Raw genomic sequence first — 19,358 nt, 5'->3', positions numbered from 1 at the left:
GACTACTCTCAAATGTACCTGAAAAGACATAATACTCCCGGTTTTCATCCGGTCCGGTTCCGGCAGACGCGGGCCGCCCGCCGGGGAGGCGGCCGAAACCGGCAAGGTTCTGCACAGCGTTGCGCCGGGCCTCCGGAGGCCATATATGTTGGACAGCCGGGGGCAAATGCCTTACAAGACCATTCCGGCGCCCGGTGGACGGGGTCTTGTCCCTTGCCCGGCGGAAAATTCCCATTACAAATGGAAATCATGAGTAAGATCGATAAAATACGCAATTTCAGCATCATCGCCCACATCGACCACGGCAAGTCGACGCTGGCCGACCGCATTCTCGAGATCACCGGCATGGTCGGCGACCGCGAGAAAAAGGACCAGTATCTGGACAAGATGGAGCTGGAGCGCGAGCGCGGCATCACCATCAAGGCGCAGACCGTGCGCATCCCGTACACCGATCACGACGGGACCAAATACATCCTCAACCTCATCGACACGCCGGGCCACGTGGACTTCTCCTACGAGGTCTCGCGGTCCCTGGCCGCCTGCGAGGGCGCGCTCCTGGTGGTGGACTCCACCCAGGGCGTGGAGGCCCAGACCCTGGCCAACGTGTACCTCGCCCTGGACAACGACCTCGAGGTCATCCCGGTGCTGAACAAGATCGACCTGCCCAGCGCCGACCCCGAGCGCATCAGCCGCGAGATCGAGGAGGTCATCGGCCTGGACTGCTCCAACCCGATCATGGTTTCGGCCAAGACCGGGCTGAACGTGCAGGAGGTCCTGGACGCGGTCATCCATCTGCTGCCGCCGCCTTCGGGCGACCCGGACGCGCCGCTCAAGGCGCTCATCTTCGACTCCTGGTACGACTCCTACCAGGGCGTGGTGGTCCTCTTCCGGATCATCGACGGCACCCTGAAAAAGGGCAACCGGATCAGGATATTCTCGAGCGGCAAGGCCTTCGAGGTCACCCGGCTGGGCGCGTTCATGCCCGAGGCCAAGGACATCAAGGAGATGGGCCCCGGCGAGGTCGGCTTCCTGTGCGCCTCCATGAAGGAACTCGGCGACGCGCCGGTGGGCGACACCATCACCCTGGCCGACAACCCGGTGGCCGTGCCGTACCCCGGCTTCAAGCCGGTCAAGCCCATGGTCTTCTCCGGCCTGTACCCGGTGGAGCCCGCCGAATACGAGACCCTCAAGCAGGCGCTCGAAAAGCTCCAGCTCAACGACGCGGCCTTCACCTACGAGCCCGAGACCTCCCAGGCCCTCGGCTTCGGTTTCCGCTGCGGCTTCCTGGGGCTTCTGCACATCGAGATCATCCAGGAACGCCTGGAGCGCGAGTTCGAGGCCCGGCTGATCACCACGGCCCCGTCGGTCATCTACAAGGTTACCACCGTGACCGACGAGGACCTGATCATCGACAACCCGTCCAAGCTGCCGGACCCGACCCGCATCAAGGCCATCCGCGAGCCGTACGTGCGCCTGGAGGTGCACGTGCCCAACGAGTACGTGGGCGCGGTCCTGGCCCTGTGCGAGGAAAAGCGGGGCATCCAGAAGAACATCGCCTACATCACCTCCACGCGCGTGGTCATCACCTACGAGATGCCGTTCGCCGAGGTCATGTACGACTTCTTCGACAAACTGAAATCCTCCACCAAGGGGTATGCGTCCCTCGACTACGAGGTCATCGACTACCGCGAGGCGGACCTGGTCCGGCTGGACATTCTGATCAACGGCGACCCCGTGGACGCCTTCTCCTGCATCGTGCACCGCGAGAACTCCGCCCGCATCGGCCGCTCGCTCGCGCTCAAACTCAAGCGCAGCATCCCGCGCCAGATGTTCGAGGTGGTCATCCAGGCCGCCATCGGCAACAAGATCGTTGCCAAGGAACGCAATGCTCCCTTCCGCAAGGACGTCACCGCCAAGTGCTACGGCGGCGACATCACCCGGAAGCGCAAGTTGTTGGAAAAGCAGAAGGAGGGAAAGAAGCGCATGCGCCGCATGGGCAACGTGGAAATCCCTCAGGAAGCGTTCCTGTCCGTACTGAAAGCCGACGAAGATTAGTCGGCCCTCCCAACAAGGAATCCCATGACACAAAGCTCTCTCAAATCGTTTCGTGATACGCTGGAAGCCATCGTGGTGGCTCTGCTCCTGGCCTTCGTCATCCGCGCCTTCATCGTCCAGGCCTTCAAGATACCGTCCGGGTCCATGCTTGAGACGCTCCAGATCGGCGACCATCTGCTGGTCTCCAAGTTCGCCTACGACGTGCGCCTGCCGTCCGACATCTGGCTCGACACCACGGACGGCAAGGTGTTGATGAAGACCGGCGACCCCAAGCGCGGGGACATCATCGTCTTCCTGTTCCCGGAGGACGAGTCCAAGGACTTCATCAAGCGCGTCATCGGCCTGCCGGGCGAGACCCTGGAGGTGCGCAACAAGGTGGTCTACATCAACGGCCAGCCCCTGGACGAGCCGTACGTGCTGCACACCAAGGCCGATACCATGCCCGTGCGCGACAACTTCGGCCCGGTGGTCATCCCCGAAGGCCAGTACTTCGTCATGGGCGACAACCGCGAGGGCTCCTACGACTCCCGCTGGTGGGGCCCGGTGAAACGTTCCAAGATCGTGGGCAAGGCCCTGGTCATCTACTGGTCCTGGGGCTCCCTGACAGATATCAGATTCAACCGAATCGGCACGTTGTTGAACTAGGTGCCGGTTACCGGTCGGAATGAAAAAAGCCGCTCTTCGGAGCGGCTTTTTTGTGCGCGATTTTCGCTTTCCTTCGCCCCCGGCTGCGAAGTCACCACTTGGCCTTGCGTCCGAAGAACGGCTTGCCGTCCAGCCAGTCGGCGGTGGTGTCCATGATTCCTTGTTCCGGGTCACCCGACAGGAGCAGGGCCGTGGCGCGGGCCATGAGCAGGTAGCCAGCTTCAAGTCCAAAGGCGCTTGCACCGCGCAGCAGGCCGCTTTGGATACCGTCCGCGATTTCCCGCACGATGGGGTGGTTTTCGATGGGGGTCAGGGCGTCCCCGGACAGGTTGCTGCGCAGGCACATCTTCTCGTCCACCGAGTTCCAGCCCCGGCAGGCCAGGGGGCGGGCCGGGTAGACCGAGCAGCCGCCGTCCTCCAGGAACAGGCAGGGCAGCCGGTGGCGCATCATGCCGATCTCCCGCCAGCTCTTGCCCTTGAGCCCGTCCGCCAGGGCCCGCGCCCGGTTCGCCAGGTCCCGCAGCCGCTCCGGGGAGCGCGTCCCCAGCAGGTGCAGCCCCAGGAACAGGGCCTCGGGTTCGGTCAGGGCCACCTGGTTGTAGCAACAGTGGATGCAGCCGCGCTTGCAGGCCAGGGGCGGGTCCAGCTGGAGCTCGTCGAGCATGGACTCGCACACGGCATACGCCTCGCGCACGGCGTCGTGCAGCGCCTTGACCGGATGGTCGGGGGCTTCTCCCTGCGGGCGCAGGGCAGTCATGAAGGCTTCCATGCGCTCCCGCGAGAGACGGTCGGCCAAAGTCTCCCGCTGCGCCTCGGGGGACGCCGGGGGAAGTCCCGGTCCGGGTCGGGCCGGACGCCGTAACGAACGCTTTGCCTTACCGGTCTTGGAACGGGAGCGGGCGGCCATGGGTCACCTCTGAAGTTGTGGTGGACTGAGGAGGGGCTTCCCTCCATTACCTCCTTCGGGTCAGAGGGGGTGGGTTGTCAAGAGATAGTTGGCGCGGGGGCGGGGCGATTTATCCCGGTGTGGCCTTCCACGGAGAAGCGGACTTGCCAACCGGCCGCGCATGCCTTACTTCGTCCTTGCGTGCCCCGTACGCAGGAATGATTATGAACAACATCATACGGACCATATTGGTGGACGACGAGCCGCCCGCCCAGGACGAACTGAACTATCTGCTCTCGTCCCACGCCGACATCGACGTGGTCGGCACGGCGGGCAACGCGGCGGACGCGGCCAAGGCCATCGCGGCCAAGCGGCCGGACCTGGTCTTCCTGGACATCCAGATGCCGGGCCGAGACGGGTTTTCCGTGCTCCAGGAGGTCATGGCCATGGAGCGCCAGCCCCTGGTCGTATTCGTCACCGCGTTCGACGAGTACGCCATCCGCGCCTTTGACGAGAACGCGGTGGACTACCTGCTCAAGCCCGTGGACCCCAAGCGGCTGGCCGACAGCCTGGACCGGGTGCGCAAGCGGCTGGCGGCCAGCGAGACCCGCGAGTCGAGCGAGGTCCTGCGCAGGCTGTTGGCGGGCGCGGGCATCAAGCCGGGCGTGACGCGCATCAGCGTGGAACACTCAGGGCGCAACATCCTCCTGAGCCCCCAGGAAATCGTCTACTTCAACTACGAGAACCGCAGGGTCCACGCCGGAACGCGCAGCGCCGTCTACCCCTGTGCCTGCGACCTGACCCTGGACCGCCTCGAAGAGCGGCTGGAGGGGTTTCCCTTTTTCCGGGCCAACCGTTCCCAACTGGTCAACTTGGCCCTGGTCCGAACCTATGCCCCGTGGTTCAACGGCAAATACGTGCTGACCATGCGCGACGAGGCCGAGACCGAGATCACGGTCAGCAAGGCGCGCGTGCGGCCGTTCAAGGACGCCATGGCGCTGTAGGAGAACGCGGTGAACACCTTTGAAATCATCCTGACCCTGGCCGAGCGGTTCGGCCTCATGGTGGGCGTGGTCTTCCTGTTCATGACCATCATGCCCGTGCGGCGCATGCACTTCACCAGCGAGAGCTCGAAGCTGCGCACGGTCCTGGTGACCATCCTGTTCGGCCTGCTCGGCATCCTCGGCACCTACACCGGCAACGCGGTCTTCGATTCCGTGGCCAACCTGCGCGCCATGGTGGTCATCTCCGGCGGCCTGTTCGGCGGGCCGGTGGTCGGCATCGGCGCCGGGCTCATCGCCGGGGTGCACCGCATTCTCTTCGACCTGCACGGGTTCAGCGCCTATCCCTGCGGCATCTCCACGGCCATCGAGGGCTTCGCGGCGGGCATGATCGCCTGGAAATACGGGGACAGGGCCATGAACTGGCGGATGGCCTCGGCCCTGGCCCTGGTGGGCGAGGTCATGCACATGGGCCTGCTCCTGCTCATGTCCCGGCCGCTGCCCGAGGCGTGGGAGCTGGTCAAGCTCATCGCCCCGCCCATGATCCTGGTCAACGCCTTCGGCGCGGCCCTGTTCGTGGAGGTCATCAACCTGTTTTCCCGCGACCGCGAGCGGCGCGAGTCCCTGCACGCCCAGATCATCCTGGACATCGCCAACATGGCGGTCAGCTACCTGCGCCTGGGGCTGTCGCTGGAGACCGCCGCGGCCACGGCCGAGATCATCTACAACCGGGTGGGCGTGGCCGCCGTGGCCATCACCGACACCCGCGACGTGCTCGCGCACATCGGGGCGGGCGACGACCACCACCTGGCCGGGTGCGAGATCCGCACCAACGCCACGCGCGAAGTGGTCCGCACGGGCCAGTCCACCTTCCTGCACAGCGCCGACGACATCGGCTGCAACCACGCCGACTGCCCCATGACCTCGGCCATCATCGTGCCGCTCAAGAAGAACGACGAGATCGTGGGCACGCTCAAGTTTTACGGCAGCCGCGAGCGGCCCCTCAACGCCACCCTGTTCGAGGTGGCCAACGGGCTGGCCAACCTCTTCTCCACCCAGGTGGAGCTGGAAGACATCCAGATCAAGGAGCAGATGCTGGCCCACGCCGAGATCCGCCGCCTGCACGCCCAGATCAACCCGCATTTCCTGTTCAACTCCCTGAACACCATCACTTCGTTCTGCCGGACCAACTCCGAGCGCGCCCGCGAGCTGCTCATGGACCTGTCCCTGTACATGCGCCGCAACCTGGACCTCAGCCGGGGGTTCATCCCCCTGAGCGAGGAACTGGAGCAGGTGCGCTCCTACCTGGCCATCGAACAGGCCCGCTTCGGCGACCGCATCCAGGTGGTCTCGGACGTGGAGGCCGGGTGCGAGGACTGGCCCATCCCGCCGCTGACCATCCAGCCCCTGGTGGAGAACGCCATCCGCCACGGCGTGCTCGGCCGCGAGCAGGGCGGCACGGTCCGGCTCACCGCCCGCTACGAGAACGGCTGTCTCGAAGTCAGCGTGGCCGACGACGGCGTGGGCATGGACCGGGAGACCCTGGACCGCGTCCTGAACACCGAGTGCGCCGACTCCGTGACCGGCGGCATCGGCATGCGCAACTGTTTAAGCCGCATGGAGCATATCTACGGCCGCCAGTTCGCCCCCATGGTGGACAGCACCCCCGGCCGGGGCACGACCATCGTGCTCCATGTGCCGAATCGTGCCTGACCGCTCAATCAAGCGATACGGTTTTTCAGACAGGGAAAAGGTCGGTTCAGACGGAAACCGTCGCATCGCCTTTGCGAAACCTCCTATAGAAAAATCGCCGCTCGGCGGCGTAACATTTTCATCGGAGGTTGTGAAACATGCTATTTTTCTTCGGCTGCATAGCCCTTCTCATCGCTGGATATTTCATCTACGGCACGTTCGTGGACCGCGTATTCGGTTCGGATGAGAACCGCGTCACCCCGGCCATCGCCATGGCCGACGGCATCGACTACATGGTCATGCCCAAGTGGAAGCTCATCTTCATCCAGGTGCTCGACATCGCGGGCATCGGCCCCATCTTCGGCCCCATCCTGGGCGCACTCTACGGCCCCGTGGCCATGATCTGGATCGTCATCGGCTGCATCTTCGGCGGCGCGGTGCACGACTACTTTTCCGGCATGCTCTCCGTGCGCAACAACGGCGCGTCCATCCCCGAGGTCGTCGGCGAGTACCTCGGCATGCCCGCGCGCCAGGTCATGCGTCTGTTCTCGTTCATCCTGCTCATGCTCGTCGGCGTGGTCTTCGTGCTCTCCCCGGCCAAGCTCCTGAACGGCCTGACCGGCATCAACACCGGCTTGTTGGTCGCCTGCATCTTCGGCTACTACTTCCTGGCCACCATCCTGCCCATCGACAAGATCATCGGCCGCATCTACCCGTTGCTCGGCTTCCTGCTCCTGGCCATGACCACCGCCCTGTTCGTGGCCCTGATGTTCTCCGGCCACCAGGTCCTGCCCAACCTCAACTTCAGCAACATGCACCCGGCCGACAAGCCCATCTGGCCGCTGCTCTTCATCACCATCTCGTGCAGCGCGATCTCCGGCTTCCACTCCACCCAGTCCCCGCTCATGGCCCGCTGCGTCGAGAATGAGCGCCAGGGCCGCGCCGTGTTCTACGGCTCCATGATCATCGAGGGCATCATCGGTCTGATCTGGTGTGCGCTGGGCGTGTCCTTCTACGACAACCCGCAGGCCCTGTCCGCGGTCATCGCCGCCGGTTCCCCGTCCGCGGTCGTGGCCGAGATCTCCCACTCCCTGCTCGGCACCATCGGCGGCGGGCTGGCCATCCTGGCCGTCATCGTCCTGCCCATCACCAGCGGCGACACCGCCTTCCGGTCCACCCGCCTGATCGTGGCCGAGACCTTCAAGATGAAGCAGGAGGCCGTCTCCAAGCGCCTCTTGATCTCCGTGCCGCTGTTCGTCATCGGCTACGTCATCTCCACCCAGAACTTCTCGACCATCTGGCGGTACTTCGGCTTCTCCAACCAGTGCCTGAGCGCCCTGGTCCTGTGGGCGTCCGCTGCCTACCTGGCCCAGCGCGGCAAGCTGCACTGGATCGCCACCCTGCCGGCCACCTTCATGACCGCGGTGTGCGTGACCTTCATCGCCAACGCCAAGATCGGGTTCGGCCTGGATTACGACACCTCCGTGATCATCGGCCTCATCGGTGCGGCGGTCGTGTTCGCCATCTTCCTCTTCAAGTACGTCTTCTCCGGAAAGACCGTCGTGGAGACCTCCGCCTAGCCGGCCGCAACGGGCTCGACAGGCATTGCAATAAGAAAGGGCCCGCTCCGGAAGGAGCGGGCCCTTTCGCGTCGGATGCGAAGGGCGCTACCGCTGGATGTCCAGCTCGCGCTTCTTGGTGTAGATGAACCGGACCATCTCGTACTCGAAGGGCGAGCCGGTGGAGTGGTAGCTGAAAGCGGTGTTGGCGCGGATGTTCAGGCCGCGCAGGACCAGGTCGGTCATGTCCAGGGGGGTGCCGTCCTCGATGCCCGCGGCCTGGTAGAGCATCTCCACCTCCACGTACAGAACCAGGATGTCGCCGCCGAAGCCCACGGTGTCGCGCACGTTGGACGGGCCCATGAGCGGCATAATGAAGTACGGGCCCGGGCCGATGCCCCAGTAGCCCAGGGTCTGGCCCACGTCCTCGTTCTGGCGGGGCAGCTTCTTGTTGCGCGAGGCCAGGTCGCGCACGCCGAGCAGGCCGAAGCTGGAGTTGATCAGAAAGCGCGAGAACGAGATGCCCACTTTCCGGAAGCGCCCTTGCAATAGGCTGTTGAACGCGGTGGGCAGCTCGTTGAGGTTGGCGAAGAAGTTCTTGATCCCGGAGCGGACGGGCGCGGGCAGGACGAGCTTGTACACGTTGGCCGCCGGGAGCATGACGTACTTGTCCAGGGTGGCGTTGACCTCGTACAGGTTGCGGTTCATGGGCTCCCACGGGTCGTAGATGTCCAGGAAGCGCAGGGCCTGCGAGTTCTCCTTGGGCCAGTGGTGCACCGTGGTCCGGAACCCGGAGGGCGCGAGCCCGGCCTGCGGGTCGGTCACGTCCACCACCTTGGGCCCGCAGCTGCCCAGGAGCATCAGGACCAGCAAGGCCGGGAGAAGTTTGAACCCCGTACGCGCGCTCACGGCTGCACCAGTTCCTGCATCACCCGGACGAACGCCGGGGTCATCATGTTGCCGCAGTGGCCGCCGTGCTTGAAGAGGTGCGCCCTGTCGCCGAAGACCGTTTCCAGGAAGCGCACGTCCTGTTCGTCCAGGATGACGTCGTCTCGGGTTCCCACCACCACGACCTTGTCCGTCTTCGCCAGCCAGTCCCGGATGGATTCCAGGCTGGAGCGCCGGATCGCCTCGGCCCGGGTCATGGTCGGGTCGTTGTAGCGCAGAAAGGGCAGCAGGTATTCGTCCAGGTAGCTCTCGAAGGGGATGTCGAAGGCCTGCCGCGCATAGGGCAGCAGCGTACTGGACGTCTTGAGCGGATAGTTCTCCGGCGGAACCAGGTACTCGGCCCGCAGGCAGACGTCCGAGGAAAAGATCATGGACGCGGACGAGACCCGGAAGGCGGCCCCGATCAGGGTCTTGAAGTCCCGCTCCTTGAGCCCGATGTCCGTGATCATGTCGTACATGAAATCGTCGTCCAGGTCGGTCACGTCGGCGTGCAGGTAATAGTCGGAAAAGCGGTCGATGAACCCCTCGATCTCGTGGTGCACCGTGGTCCGCCCCAGGTTCTCCTCGGTCAGCCAGGAGTCCAGCCGGGTCACCGAGCGGTACAGGGACACGGGCGGGTTGATCATCAGCACGTGCTCGAAGCCGAACTCGTGGGTTGCGGCGTCCATCTCGGCCAGGAAGGCCGCGTGCAGGCCGCCCAGGCTGTACCCGGCCACGCTGTACCCGGTGATCGTGCACTCCTTGGCCAGCTCCTCGCGGACCCAGCCCATGACCCGGTCCAGGTCGGCCACGTCATAGGGCGCGTAGCCCGGCACCCCGTGTTCCGAGGCGCTGATGACGAAGTTCATGTGCGTGGGCGAGGACAGGGCGACCACGTGATACCCGGCCTCGTGGAACACCTGGGTCAGGAAGGCCATCTTGCCCGAATTGTGCTCCGCGCCCGTGCCCGCGATGACGAACATGAGCGGGGCCGGGTGGTCCTGCAACGCGGTGGTGAAGAACATGTCCCGGCTGTAGGAGAAGACCTCGGGCACCCGCCGCCCCTCGATGCGGATGGCCCGGACGTCCGGCCGGACCGGGGCCTTGAACTGGTAGCGCAGCTTGGCGGGCGTGCCCAGCACCGTGGCCCGGTACGGGTCCGTGAAGGGGTACGGCTGTTCCTCCTCGGCCGCCAGGACGGCGGCGGGCAGGAGCAGGAGGGCAAGGATGAGGGCTAGGACCGTTCGCATAATCTCGCGGGTAAAAAATGACCGGCCGGGCCGGGATTGCCCGACCTTACTAGCCCGAGGCCGGGGGAAAAGCAATGATATCGGAGAATACTCACGGTTCTCATCGGATTTCGCCGTGCCAGGGGTGAGGATGATTATTTGCCGGATACATGCTGCCGGAACGGACACAATATGCTATGAAGGCGGTAATCGGAAGTCCAGGGCGTCCCGGCGCTCTTCTTCAATCAGCCAAACCTTTGGAGGGAACATGATTGTCATCAACGTGAACGGCAAGGACCGGCAGGTCGACGTCGACCCGGATACCCCGCTGCTGTGGGTCCTGCGCGACGATCTCGGGGTCACCAGCGTCAAGTACGGCTGCGGCGAGGGCATGTGCGGCGTCTGCACCGTGCTCATCGACGGCGCGGCCGAGCGGTCCTGCGTAACCCCGGTCTCCAGCGTGGGCAAAGGCAAGGTGGTGACCATCGAGGGACTGCCCGACGACCATCCCGTGAAACAGGCCTGGATCGAGAACCAGGTGCCCCAGTGCGGCTACTGCCAGCCCGGCATGATGTTGCAGGCCGTGGATGTGCTGACCCACTCCAAGGACCTGTCCGAGGCGGGCCTGGCCTCGGCCATGGACGACTTCACCTGCCGTTGCGGCACCCATCCGAGGGTCCTCCCGGCCATGAAGCAGGCCGCTGAAACCATGAAGAAGGGGAGCAAGTCATGACCGCATCGCTGACCCGACGACAATTTCTGAAGAACGGCTGCCTGGTCCTGGCCGTGGCCGCCGTGCCCGGCGGCGCGACCCTGGTGAGCCTTTCCCCGGCCTCGGCCGCCGCGAACTTCAAGCCCCACGCCTTCCTGGAGATCGCCCCGGACGACGCCATCACCGTCTGGGTAGGCCAGACCAACCTGGGCCAGGGCACCCAGACCGGCATCGCCATGATCATCGCCGACGAGCTGGACGCGGACTGGAACCGCGTGGGGGTCAAAATGGCCCTGGCCGCCGACGTGTTCAAGGACCCCAAATGGGGCGTCCAGCTGACCGCCGGGAGCACCAGCATCCGCCACCGCTGGGACCTCCTGCGCTCGGTGGGCAGCGCGGCCCGGCTGATGCTCCTGCGCGCGGCCGCCGCGCAGTGGAACGTCGACCCGGCCAAGTGCTCCACCGAATTCGGCAAGGTCTACGGTCCGGACGGGCGCAGCCTGAGCTACGGGCGGCTGACCGACGCGGCCTCCAGACAGGAGGTCCCCAAGGATCCGCCGTTCAAGAGCGCGGGCGACTACACCATCATGGGCACCTACCGGCAGCGGTTCGACATGGTCGACAAGGTCCAGGGCCGCACCCGATTCGGCCTGGACACCCGCGTCCCGGACATGCTCATCGCCGTGTTGGACCGCCCCCCGCGCTACGGGGCCAAGCCCGAGTCCTACGACGAAAAGGCGGCCCTGGCGGTCAAGGGCGTGCACAAGATCCTGCCCTATGACGGCAAGGTCGCCGTGTTCGCCGAGACCACCCACGCCGCGCTCAAGGGGCGCGAGGCCCTGGCCACCAAGTGGACCAAGGGGGACGTGCCCGGCCTGAGCGACAAGTACATTGCCGACCTCTTCGACAAGAAAATGGCCGGGCCCGGCGCCATCCTCAGCCAGGGCGACGCGGACAAGGCCCTGGGTCGGGCCGCGACGACCGTCGAGGCTTCGTATTCGGTGCCCTTCGTGTCCCATGCCCAGTTGGAGCCGACCAACTGCACGGCCTTTGTCGAGGCGGACCGCTGCCGCGTCTGGGCCCCGACCCAGGGCCAGACCGCCTCGCTTCAGGCCGCCGCCGAGGTCACCGGGCTGCCCGTGGACAAGATCGAGGTCATGACCACCTACTGCGGCGGCGGGTTCGGACGGCGCATCGAATCGGACGTGGTCACCGAGGCCGTGGCCCTGTCCAAGGCGGTCGGCCGTCCGGTCAAGGTCATGTGGACCCGGGAGGACGACTTCTCGGACGACGTCTACCGCCCGGCCAGCGTCTGCACCATCCGGGGCGGCCTGGACGCGCAGGGCAACATCACTGCCTGGCGGCACAAGATCGCCTCCCCGTCGATCTTCTCGCGGGTGCGGCCCGACGCGGTCAAGGACGGCATGGACTCCTCGTCCATCCAGGGGCTCAACGACATGCCCTACAAGCTGCCCAACCGGTTGATCGAGTACGTGCTCGTCGACCTGCCCATGCGCGTGGGCTGGCTGCGCTCCGTGGCCTATTCCTACAACGTCTTCACCGTGGAATCCTTCATGGACGAGTTGGCCCGCAAGGCGGGCAAGGACCCGGTGGCCTTCCGCCTGGCCCTGCTCGAACCGGGCTCCCGGCCCCATAAGCTGCTCACCGCCCTGGCGGAGAAGTCCGGCTGGGGCGGCCCGGTTCCGCCCGGCAGGGGGCGCGGCGTGGCCCTGACCGACTGCTTCGAGTCCGTGGCCGGGCACATGGCCGAGGTCTCGGTTGACCGCGCCAGCGGCCAGGTCACCGTGCATCGGCTCGTCTGCGTGGTCGACTCCGGCGTCTCGGTCTACCCCGACGCGCTCACGGCCCAGATGGAGGGCGGGGCGATCATCGGCCTGTCCATGACCCTCAACGAGGCCATGCACTTCGCCGACGGCGGGGTGTCCTCGACCAACTACAGCGGCTACCCGCTCCTGAGCATGACCCAGGTGCCGGAAAAGGTGGAGGTCCACATGGTCGACAGCGGCGCCAAGGCGGGCGGCATCGGGGAACCCAGCGTCCCCACCGTGGCTCCGGCCGTGGCCAACGCCATCTTTGACGCCGTCGGCGTCCGCCTCCGCGACCTCCCCCTGGACACCGCCAAGTTGAAAAAGGCCTAGGCCCCGAGCATCGGATAATCAAAAAAGCCGCCCATAGGGCGGCTTTCTGATCGCCTCCGGCGCGGGGAAGGGAGAAGGGAACCCTTTGAAAAGGGCTTCCCTCTCCCCTTCCCCGGACCCCCATCCCTCTCCCTCCTGAACTTTTTCTATCGCTTCGCGGGCGGGCGCACAAAAAGATTCCCGGCTCAACAATGAACCGGGAACCTCTTTCCCTTCTTTCTGGAGCGATTCGGGTGCGCCAGCACCCGACAGCGGCTCTTCCCCCGCGCTCGGAATAGGCTTTCGAGAGTGGTGCAGCTGTGCATTTTCTTCCGGGGGGCTTTCACCGCAGCGTAGTCCTCCTACGTGAGGATGAAAGCCCCCCGGAAAAAATGTGCAGATGCGCCGCTATCGGAAGCCGCCCCCCTAGCCGACAGGCTCCACTTCAACCCGGTTGCAGTGGAAGGCGCAGGTGTTGCCCATGTCGGTCAGGCGCTGGCTGGTCAATTGGTTGGAGCCGGTGCCGGGCACGGCGCGCCGGTGCAGCCCTTCGGCCACGAGCAGGTCCGGGCGGGTGTCCTCGGTGACCTCGGCCCTCGCTTCGCAGGAGCCGCGCCCGTTGAACACGCGGACGGCCATGCCCTGGGTAATGCCCCGGGCGGCGGCGGTCTCGGGGTGGATGAGGACCTTGGCCCCGCCGCTCCGTTCGCGGATGGACTCGACCTCGTTGAAGGCGGAGTTGAGCAGCAGCGGGTGGGGCGGAGTGAGATATTCGAGCGGGTACTTGTCGCCGCCCTCGGGGTCGCGCACCGGGGTGCCGTCGGGCAGCGGATCGAGCCCCTGGTCGGCCATGGCCTGCGAGAAAAACTCCACCTTGCCGGACGGGGTCTTGAAGCCGCCGGCAAAGGGGTTGGCCGGGATGTTCAGCCGGACCGGCTCGCCCCGGCGCAGGGCGTCGAGGTCCACGCCCGCCATGTACGGGGAGTCGGCGGACTCGGCCAGGAGGCGCTCGATGCACTGTTCCTCGGTCAGGGAGAAGACCTCCTCGGTGTAGCCCAACCGCTTGGCCAGCCCCTGGAAGATGGCCAGGGTGGAGCGGCTGTCGCCCACGGGCTCGATGACGGGCCGGGCGACCTGGATGTAGTTGTGGCCGTAGCAGCGGTACAGGTCGCCGACCTCCAGGAAGCTCGCGCCGGGCAGGATGACGTCCGCGAACCGGGCGGTGTCGGTCATGTACATCTCCTGGACCACGGTGAACAGGTCCTCGCGGGCCAGCCCGGCCATGACCTGGGCCGATTGGGGCGCCACGGCCGCCGGGTTGGACAGGTAGTTGTAGAGCAGCTTGACCGGCGGGTCGGAAAGTTGGGTCAGGGCATGGCCCAAGTGGACCATGTTCACGGTCCGCGTGCCCGCCGGGCGCAGGTCGTCGCGGATGAGGGACGGGGCCTTGCCGGGCGCGCCGCCGAGCGAGCGGGTGATGCCCCCGCCGGGCTTGGCAAAGGCGTTGACCAGGGCCGGGAGCAGGGAGATGGTCCGCATGGCCATGCCGCCCGCCAGTTGCCGGGCCGGACCCCAACCCGTGCGGATGTACGGGGCGCGGGCCGAGCCGTAGGCGTGGGCGAATTCGACGATTTCGGACTCGGACAGGCCGCAGATTTCAGCGGCGCGGGCGGGCGGCCATTCCTGAACGCGTTCCTTGAGTTGGTCGAAGCCGATGCTCTGCGCCTGGATGAAATCGTGGTCGAGCATATCCTCATTGATGAGCACGTGCATGACCGCCAGGGCCAGGGCCGCGTCCGTGCCGGGCCGGAGCATGAGGTGGACGTCCGCCTCGCGGGCCGTGGGGTTGCGGTAGGGGTCGATGACGATGATCCGTGCGCCGTTTTTGCGGGCCGTGGTGAAGTGCGGCCAGGCGTGGACGTTGGTGACCAGGGTGTTGTTGCCCCAGATGACGATGAGATCGGACTGTGCCGCCTCCTGGATCTCGGTGCTCGGGCCGCCGCCCAGGGAGGCCTTGAAACCGGCCGTGGCCGCGGGGCCGCAGATGGTGTAGTCGAGTACGCTCGCCCCGAGCTTGTTGAACAAGGCGTGGCCCGAGTTGCGGTGGACCATGCCCATGTGCCCGGCATAGGAGTAGGGCAGGATGGCCTCGGGCCCGAACTCGTCGGCCACGCGCCGGATGTTGGCGGCCACCTCGTCCAGGGCCTCGTCCCAAGTGATCGGGCTGAACTCGCCGCTTCCCTTGGGGCCGGTGCGCTTCAGCGGCGAGGTCAGCCGCGCCGGGCCGTGCACGTGCTCCGGGAACCGCGCCCCTTTCTTGCAAATGAACCCCTGTGTGTAGGGGTGTGCCGGATCGCCCTTGACCCTGGTGATAGTGCCGTTCTCGACCTGGACCAGCAGGCCGCAGGTGTCCGGGCAGTCCTTGGTGCAAACCGCGCGCTTCCACATGATGCTCTCCGCCTTGATCTTGAGATGTCTTGAGATGACGCCCCGCCGAAAAGGATGACGAGACGTCCGCAAAAGGTCGCACAAACACCGGGAGATTGCCAATCGGATTTGTCGAAGGGGGGGCAGTGGGCCGGGCAAGGCGCCCGCGGCCCGGCCATGTCCGGGAAATCCTTACGGCAATGGCTTAAGCCGGACATTTTGTTGAAAAGGAGCATGTGAGCATGTACTGATTGTGTAATTGTCATTGGTTGGTCCGGATCCGGGCGCAATGCTAAAACACGGGGGTGTGGGCATGGCTTTTTACGATGAACTGTATCCTTCCAGGGACGTGCTGAACGACAATCTGGCCGACGACATCGCGACGTTGAATGAGAACGAGCGAGCCTTTTTCCTCTCCGCAGGCGAAAGGTTGCGAAGAAGCCATGATGCCAAAAAGCACATCGTCGAGGAGTTCATGGATTCATTCGGTGAGCGAGATAAAGAGTTCGGGGTGCCGCACGAGCCTGCCTCGGTTTCAAGAGAGGAGTATGTGGAGAAATCCGTGAACCCGGAGTATTTTGTCCGGTTGGCGGGTATCAAGGAATGTTTTGCGGGCAATGAGAACCTGTTCGCGTTCGAAAACGCCGGGGGATTGTTCTCCTGGGGTGTCTGTTGGTGGCATTCGAGATTCCAGAGGGCCGCGCTCTATCTGACCACCTACAGGCCCGGCAGGAGGCGGTGCTCGGACGAGGAGGCGGAAGAAATCATCGAGGCGATCCGCTATGGGAACCGTGTGGTGGAGATTCCCGGGTTCTCGAATTTCGCGGCGTTCTCCGAGGCCTATCAATCTTCCATTCAGCGCTGCCTGAACATATGGCAGTTTACGGACGGATTGTATCTCTTGCAGTGGCTGAACGGTCTTGCCGGAGAATATGAGACCACCGTGGACACCCTGCATGCTCTTATGGAGGAAATATACCAGGAAGTGGGAGTGAAAAAACGGATCGGTTATGTAAAGCTCCAGATCAAGGGGCTGGATGCCCATGCCTGGCTGATCACCGAGATCAAGAAGGACAAGGAAGGGAAAGTCTACACTTTCAATTATATCGACAGCAATATGCCCACAACGGCTTTTACCTACACCTACATGTACGGGGTGAAGTCGCTGTACTACTTCTCGGCGCCGCACAAATGCGTCCCGTACCTGCAAAAAAAGGGTGAAGTGGACAGGTGCTTCAAAAGGATTGAAGCTTATCGTTCGGCATAGCGGCAGGCTGGCCCAAGGCCTTGCGGCAGCATCGTTGTGACCACCCCGAAGTGGACACCCGCCCGCTTTGCGCGTATTCGGATGAAAAGTCTCGAAATTTTCTACAGTTGACGCGCAGGCGACAGGGTTTTCATGGATAAGCAGAATCTTTTCGCGGGGATACCCGAGGTCTTGGACGAACGGAGGTTCGCCCATGGGGGGAACCGCAGGCGCATGGCCGAGACGGCCGGGTGCGCGGTGGAGGAAATCCTCGACTTTTCGGCCAACGTGAATCCGCTGGGGCCGCCGCCGTGGCTCGGGCAGGTGGTCGGGCAGGCGTTGCAGGAAGTGGACGCCTATCCGGACCCGGAGTGCACCCGGCTGATCATGGCCGCGTCCGAGCGCTACAAGGTCTGGCCCACCCAGGTGGCGGCGGGCAACGGCGCGTCCGAGCTGCTCTTCGCCATCGCCGGGCTCAAGGGGTTCCGCCAGGCGGTCATCCCCTCGCCCACCTACGTGGATTACGCCCGGTCCTGCCGGGTCCACCGGCTGCCCGTGGTCGAGTCGCCGCTGGCCGACGACTTCACGGTGGACTTCCCGTCCATGGGCACGCTCCTGGCCACGCCCTCCCTGGTCTTCCTGTGCTCGCCCAACAACCCCACCGGCACCGTGGTGTCCGCCAACGACCTGCGCGAGGTGGCGGCCATGTTCCCCCGGTCCACCTTCGTGGTGGACGAGTCCTTTGCCGAATTTCTGCCCCAGGACGGGGAGAACGCAGCCGACCGGCTGACCCGCGACCGGCCGTCCAACGTGATCACCGTGCTGTCCCTGACCAAGTCCTACGCCATTCCGGGCCTGCGCCTGGGGCTGGCCTTCGCCGACCCGGACGTGATCCTGCGCATCCGCCACAACATGCCCGCCTGGTCCGTGAACACCCTGGCCCAGCGGGTGGGCGAGCGCTGCCTCAGGGACGACGCCTACCTTGCCGAGACCCGCGAGCAGACCCGGCTCCTGCGCGAGTCCCTGGCCTCGGGGCTCAGGCAGGTCCCGGGCATCAAGGTCCTGCCCGGCGCGGCCAACTACCTGCTCTGCCGCATGGACCGCGTGGGCCGGGACGCGGCCTCCCTCCAGGAGCGGCTGCTCATGGAGCACCGCATCGGCATCCGGCTGTGCGGCAACTACACCGGCCTGGACGACAAATGGTTCCGGGTGGCCGTGCGCGGCCGCGAGGACAACGAGCGTCTCATCCGGGCCATGGAGGCGGTGGCGGGCACGGCGCGTGGCCCGGTGGTCCGGCGCACCCGCAAGACCCCGGCCCTGATGATCCAGGGGACCAGCTCCAACGCGGGCAAGTCCGTGCTGGCGGCCGCCTTTTGCCGGATTCTGCTCCAGGACGGGTTCGACGTGGCCCCGTTCAAGGCCCAGAACATGTCGCTCAACTCCTACGTCACGGACCAGGGCGGGGAGATGGGCCGGGCCCAGGTGACCCAGGCCATGGCCTGCCGCCTGAACCCGGACGTGCGCATGAACCCGGTGCTGCTCAAGCCCGGCTCGGACACCGGGTCCCAGGTCATCGTCATGGGACGGCCGGTGGGCAACATGAACGTGCGCGAGTACGTGGAGTACAAGCCGCGCGCCTTCGACGCGGTCAAGGCGGCCTACGACTCCCTGGCCAACGAGCACGACGTCATGGTCCTGGAAGGGGCGGGCAGCCCGGCCGAGGTCAACCTCAAGCACCACGACATCGTCAACATGGCCATGGCCGACTACGCCAAGGCCAGGGTTCTGCTCACCGGCGACATCGATCGGGGCGGGGTCTTCGCCTCCATCGTCGGGACCATGAGCCTGCTCACGCCGAAAGAGCGCAACCTGGTGGAGGGCTATGTCATCAACCGCTTCCGGGGCGACGCCTCGCTCCTCGATCCGGCCTTCGGCCAGATGTTCGAGCGCACGGGCAAGCCGGTGCTCGGCACCGTGCCGTACATCCACGGGCTCGGTCTGCCCGAGGAGGATTCGGTTTCGTTCAAGGAAGGCTTCCGGCCCGAGGCGGACAAGCTGCCCGCGGACCGGTGCGTGGACATCGTGGTCCTGGACCTGCCGCGCATCTCGAATTTCAACGACATCGACCCGCTGTACGCCGAGCCGGACGTGCGCGTGCGCGTGGCGGCCGACGCCCGCGACGTGGGCACGCCGGACGCGGTGATCATCCCCGGCTCCAAGTCCACGGTGCCGGATATGCGCGCGCTCAAGGGCACGGGCATGGCCGCGGTCCTGCGCGGGCTGGCCGAGGGCCGTACCCGCATCGTCGGCATCTGCGGCGGGTTCCAGATGCTCGGCCGCATCGTGGACGACCCCTACGGCCTGGAGTCCGAGACCACCCGCGTGGAGGGCTTCGACCTCCTGCCGGTCCAGACGACCCTGGCCCCGGAAAAGACGCTGACCCGCACCTTCGGCACCCACTCGGCCTCGGGCCACGGCGTGCACGGCTACGAGATCCACCACGGCCGCACCGAGCCGCTGTCCGACGACCTGCGCGTGGCCCTGCGCGACAACGCGGGCGAGCCGCTGGGCTACATGCGCCCGGACGGACGGGTGCTCGGCACCTACCTGCACGGGCTGTTCGACGCGGACCCGTTCCGCCGCTGGTTCATCGACCAGTTGCGCATGGACAAGGGATTGTCGCCCCTGGAGACGGTCCAGACCGCCTTCGGCCTGGAGGATGCCCTGGACCACCTGGCCTCGGTGGTGCGCGAGGCCGTGGACATGGACGCGGTCTACCGCTCGCTCGGCATGTCGGGCTGCTGCGCCCAGGCCCCGTTGTTCCGGCGCATGGGCGATTGA

13 protein-coding genes are annotated in these 19,358 nt (G+C 65.5%); 9 read left to right on the top strand and 4 right to left on the bottom strand.

Going from position 1 to position 19,358, the window contains the following annotated elements:
* Window positions 1–249 precede the first annotated feature (249 nt).
* Together lepA and lepB are read left to right on the top strand one after the other, a co-directional pair.
* Window positions 250–2,055 (top strand): translation elongation factor 4, encoded by a 1,806-nt coding sequence (lepA, locus tag V8V93_RS19265; protein WP_338668256.1) that lies wholly within the window; start codon window positions 250–252, stop codon window positions 2,053–2,055.
* A gap of 24 nt (window positions 2,056–2,079) precedes the next feature.
* Window positions 2,080–2,700, top strand: coding sequence for a signal peptidase I (lepB, locus tag V8V93_RS19260; protein WP_338668254.1), 621 nt, complete (start codon window positions 2,080–2,082; stop codon window positions 2,698–2,700).
* Window positions 2,701–2,791: 91 nt separating this feature from the next.
* Here lepB and V8V93_RS19255 read toward each other — a convergent pair whose 3' ends face one another.
* Complete coding sequence (locus V8V93_RS19255; protein ID WP_338668253.1) at window positions 2,792–3,457, bottom strand: YkgJ family cysteine cluster protein; 666 nt, start codon at window positions 3,455–3,457, stop codon at window positions 2,792–2,794.
* 353 nt (window positions 3,458–3,810) lie between these two features.
* Here V8V93_RS19255 and V8V93_RS19250 point away from each other — a divergent pair, with 353 nt between their 5' ends.
* From V8V93_RS19250 to V8V93_RS19240, 3 genes are all read left to right on the top strand, one after another.
* Entirely contained in the window at window positions 3,811–4,590 is a 780-nt protein-coding gene (locus V8V93_RS19250) for a LytR/AlgR family response regulator transcription factor (RefSeq protein ID WP_338668252.1), read from the top strand.
* A gap of 9 nt (window positions 4,591–4,599) precedes the next feature.
* Window positions 4,600–6,300: a LytS/YhcK type 5TM receptor domain-containing protein gene (locus tag V8V93_RS19245; RefSeq protein ID WP_338668251.1), complete on the top strand. Its 1,701-nt coding sequence runs from the start codon at window positions 4,600–4,602 to the stop codon at window positions 6,298–6,300.
* Between the two features lie 137 nt (window positions 6,301–6,437).
* Window positions 6,438–7,859: a carbon starvation CstA family protein gene (locus tag V8V93_RS19240; RefSeq protein ID WP_338668250.1), complete on the top strand. Its 1,422-nt coding sequence runs from the start codon at window positions 6,438–6,440 to the stop codon at window positions 7,857–7,859.
* An 87-nt stretch (window positions 7,860–7,946) separates the two neighbouring features.
* On the opposite strand, the gene V8V93_RS19235 is transcribed toward V8V93_RS19240, so the two are convergent.
* Both V8V93_RS19235 and V8V93_RS19230 read right to left on the bottom strand, forming a co-directional pair.
* A complete protein-coding gene (locus V8V93_RS19235) occupies window positions 7,947–8,747 on the bottom strand; it encodes an MlaA family lipoprotein (protein ID WP_338668249.1) in 801 nt (266 codons plus the stop codon).
* A complete protein-coding gene (locus tag V8V93_RS19230; protein WP_338668247.1) occupies window positions 8,744–10,015 on the bottom strand; it encodes an alpha/beta hydrolase in 1,272 nt (423 codons plus the stop codon). The genes V8V93_RS19235 and V8V93_RS19230 overlap by 4 nt, the downstream gene beginning before the upstream one ends.
* Before the next feature lie 247 nt (window positions 10,016–10,262).
* On the opposite strand from V8V93_RS19230, the gene V8V93_RS19225 reads away from it, so the two are divergent.
* The gene (locus tag V8V93_RS19225) at window positions 10,263–10,727 is read left to right on the top strand and encodes a (2Fe-2S)-binding protein (protein WP_338668246.1); all 465 of its coding nucleotides are present in this window, start codon (window positions 10,263–10,265) and stop codon (window positions 10,725–10,727) included.
* Entirely contained in the window at window positions 10,724–12,865 is a 2,142-nt protein-coding gene (locus V8V93_RS19220; protein WP_338668244.1) for a xanthine dehydrogenase family protein molybdopterin-binding subunit, read from the top strand. Before V8V93_RS19225 ends, V8V93_RS19220 begins: the two co-directional genes overlap by 4 nt.
* Window positions 12,866–13,270: 405 nt before the next feature.
* Here V8V93_RS19220 and V8V93_RS19215 read toward each other — a convergent pair whose 3' ends face one another.
* The gene (locus V8V93_RS19215; RefSeq protein ID WP_338668243.1) at window positions 13,271–15,292 is read right to left on the bottom strand and encodes a molybdopterin-containing oxidoreductase family protein; all 2,022 of its coding nucleotides are present in this window, start codon (window positions 15,290–15,292) and stop codon (window positions 13,271–13,273) included.
* Between the two features lie 292 nt (window positions 15,293–15,584).
* Here V8V93_RS19215 and V8V93_RS19210 point away from each other — a divergent pair, with 292 nt between their 5' ends.
* Both V8V93_RS19210 and V8V93_RS19205 read left to right on the top strand, forming a co-directional pair.
* Window positions 15,585–16,538, top strand: coding sequence for a hypothetical protein (locus tag V8V93_RS19210; RefSeq protein ID WP_338668242.1), 954 nt, complete (start codon window positions 15,585–15,587; stop codon window positions 16,536–16,538).
* Between the two features lie 132 nt (window positions 16,539–16,670).
* Window positions 16,671–19,358: a cobyric acid synthase gene (locus tag V8V93_RS19205; RefSeq protein ID WP_338668241.1), complete on the top strand. Its 2,688-nt coding sequence runs from the start codon at window positions 16,671–16,673 to the stop codon at window positions 19,356–19,358.

This window comes from Pseudodesulfovibrio sp. 5S69 (assembly GCF_037094465.1).
GTDB classification, from domain to species: domain Bacteria; phylum Desulfobacterota; class Desulfovibrionia; order Desulfovibrionales; family Desulfovibrionaceae; genus Pseudodesulfovibrio; species Pseudodesulfovibrio methanolicus.
This window is presented reverse-complemented; position numbering and strand designations above follow the sequence as displayed.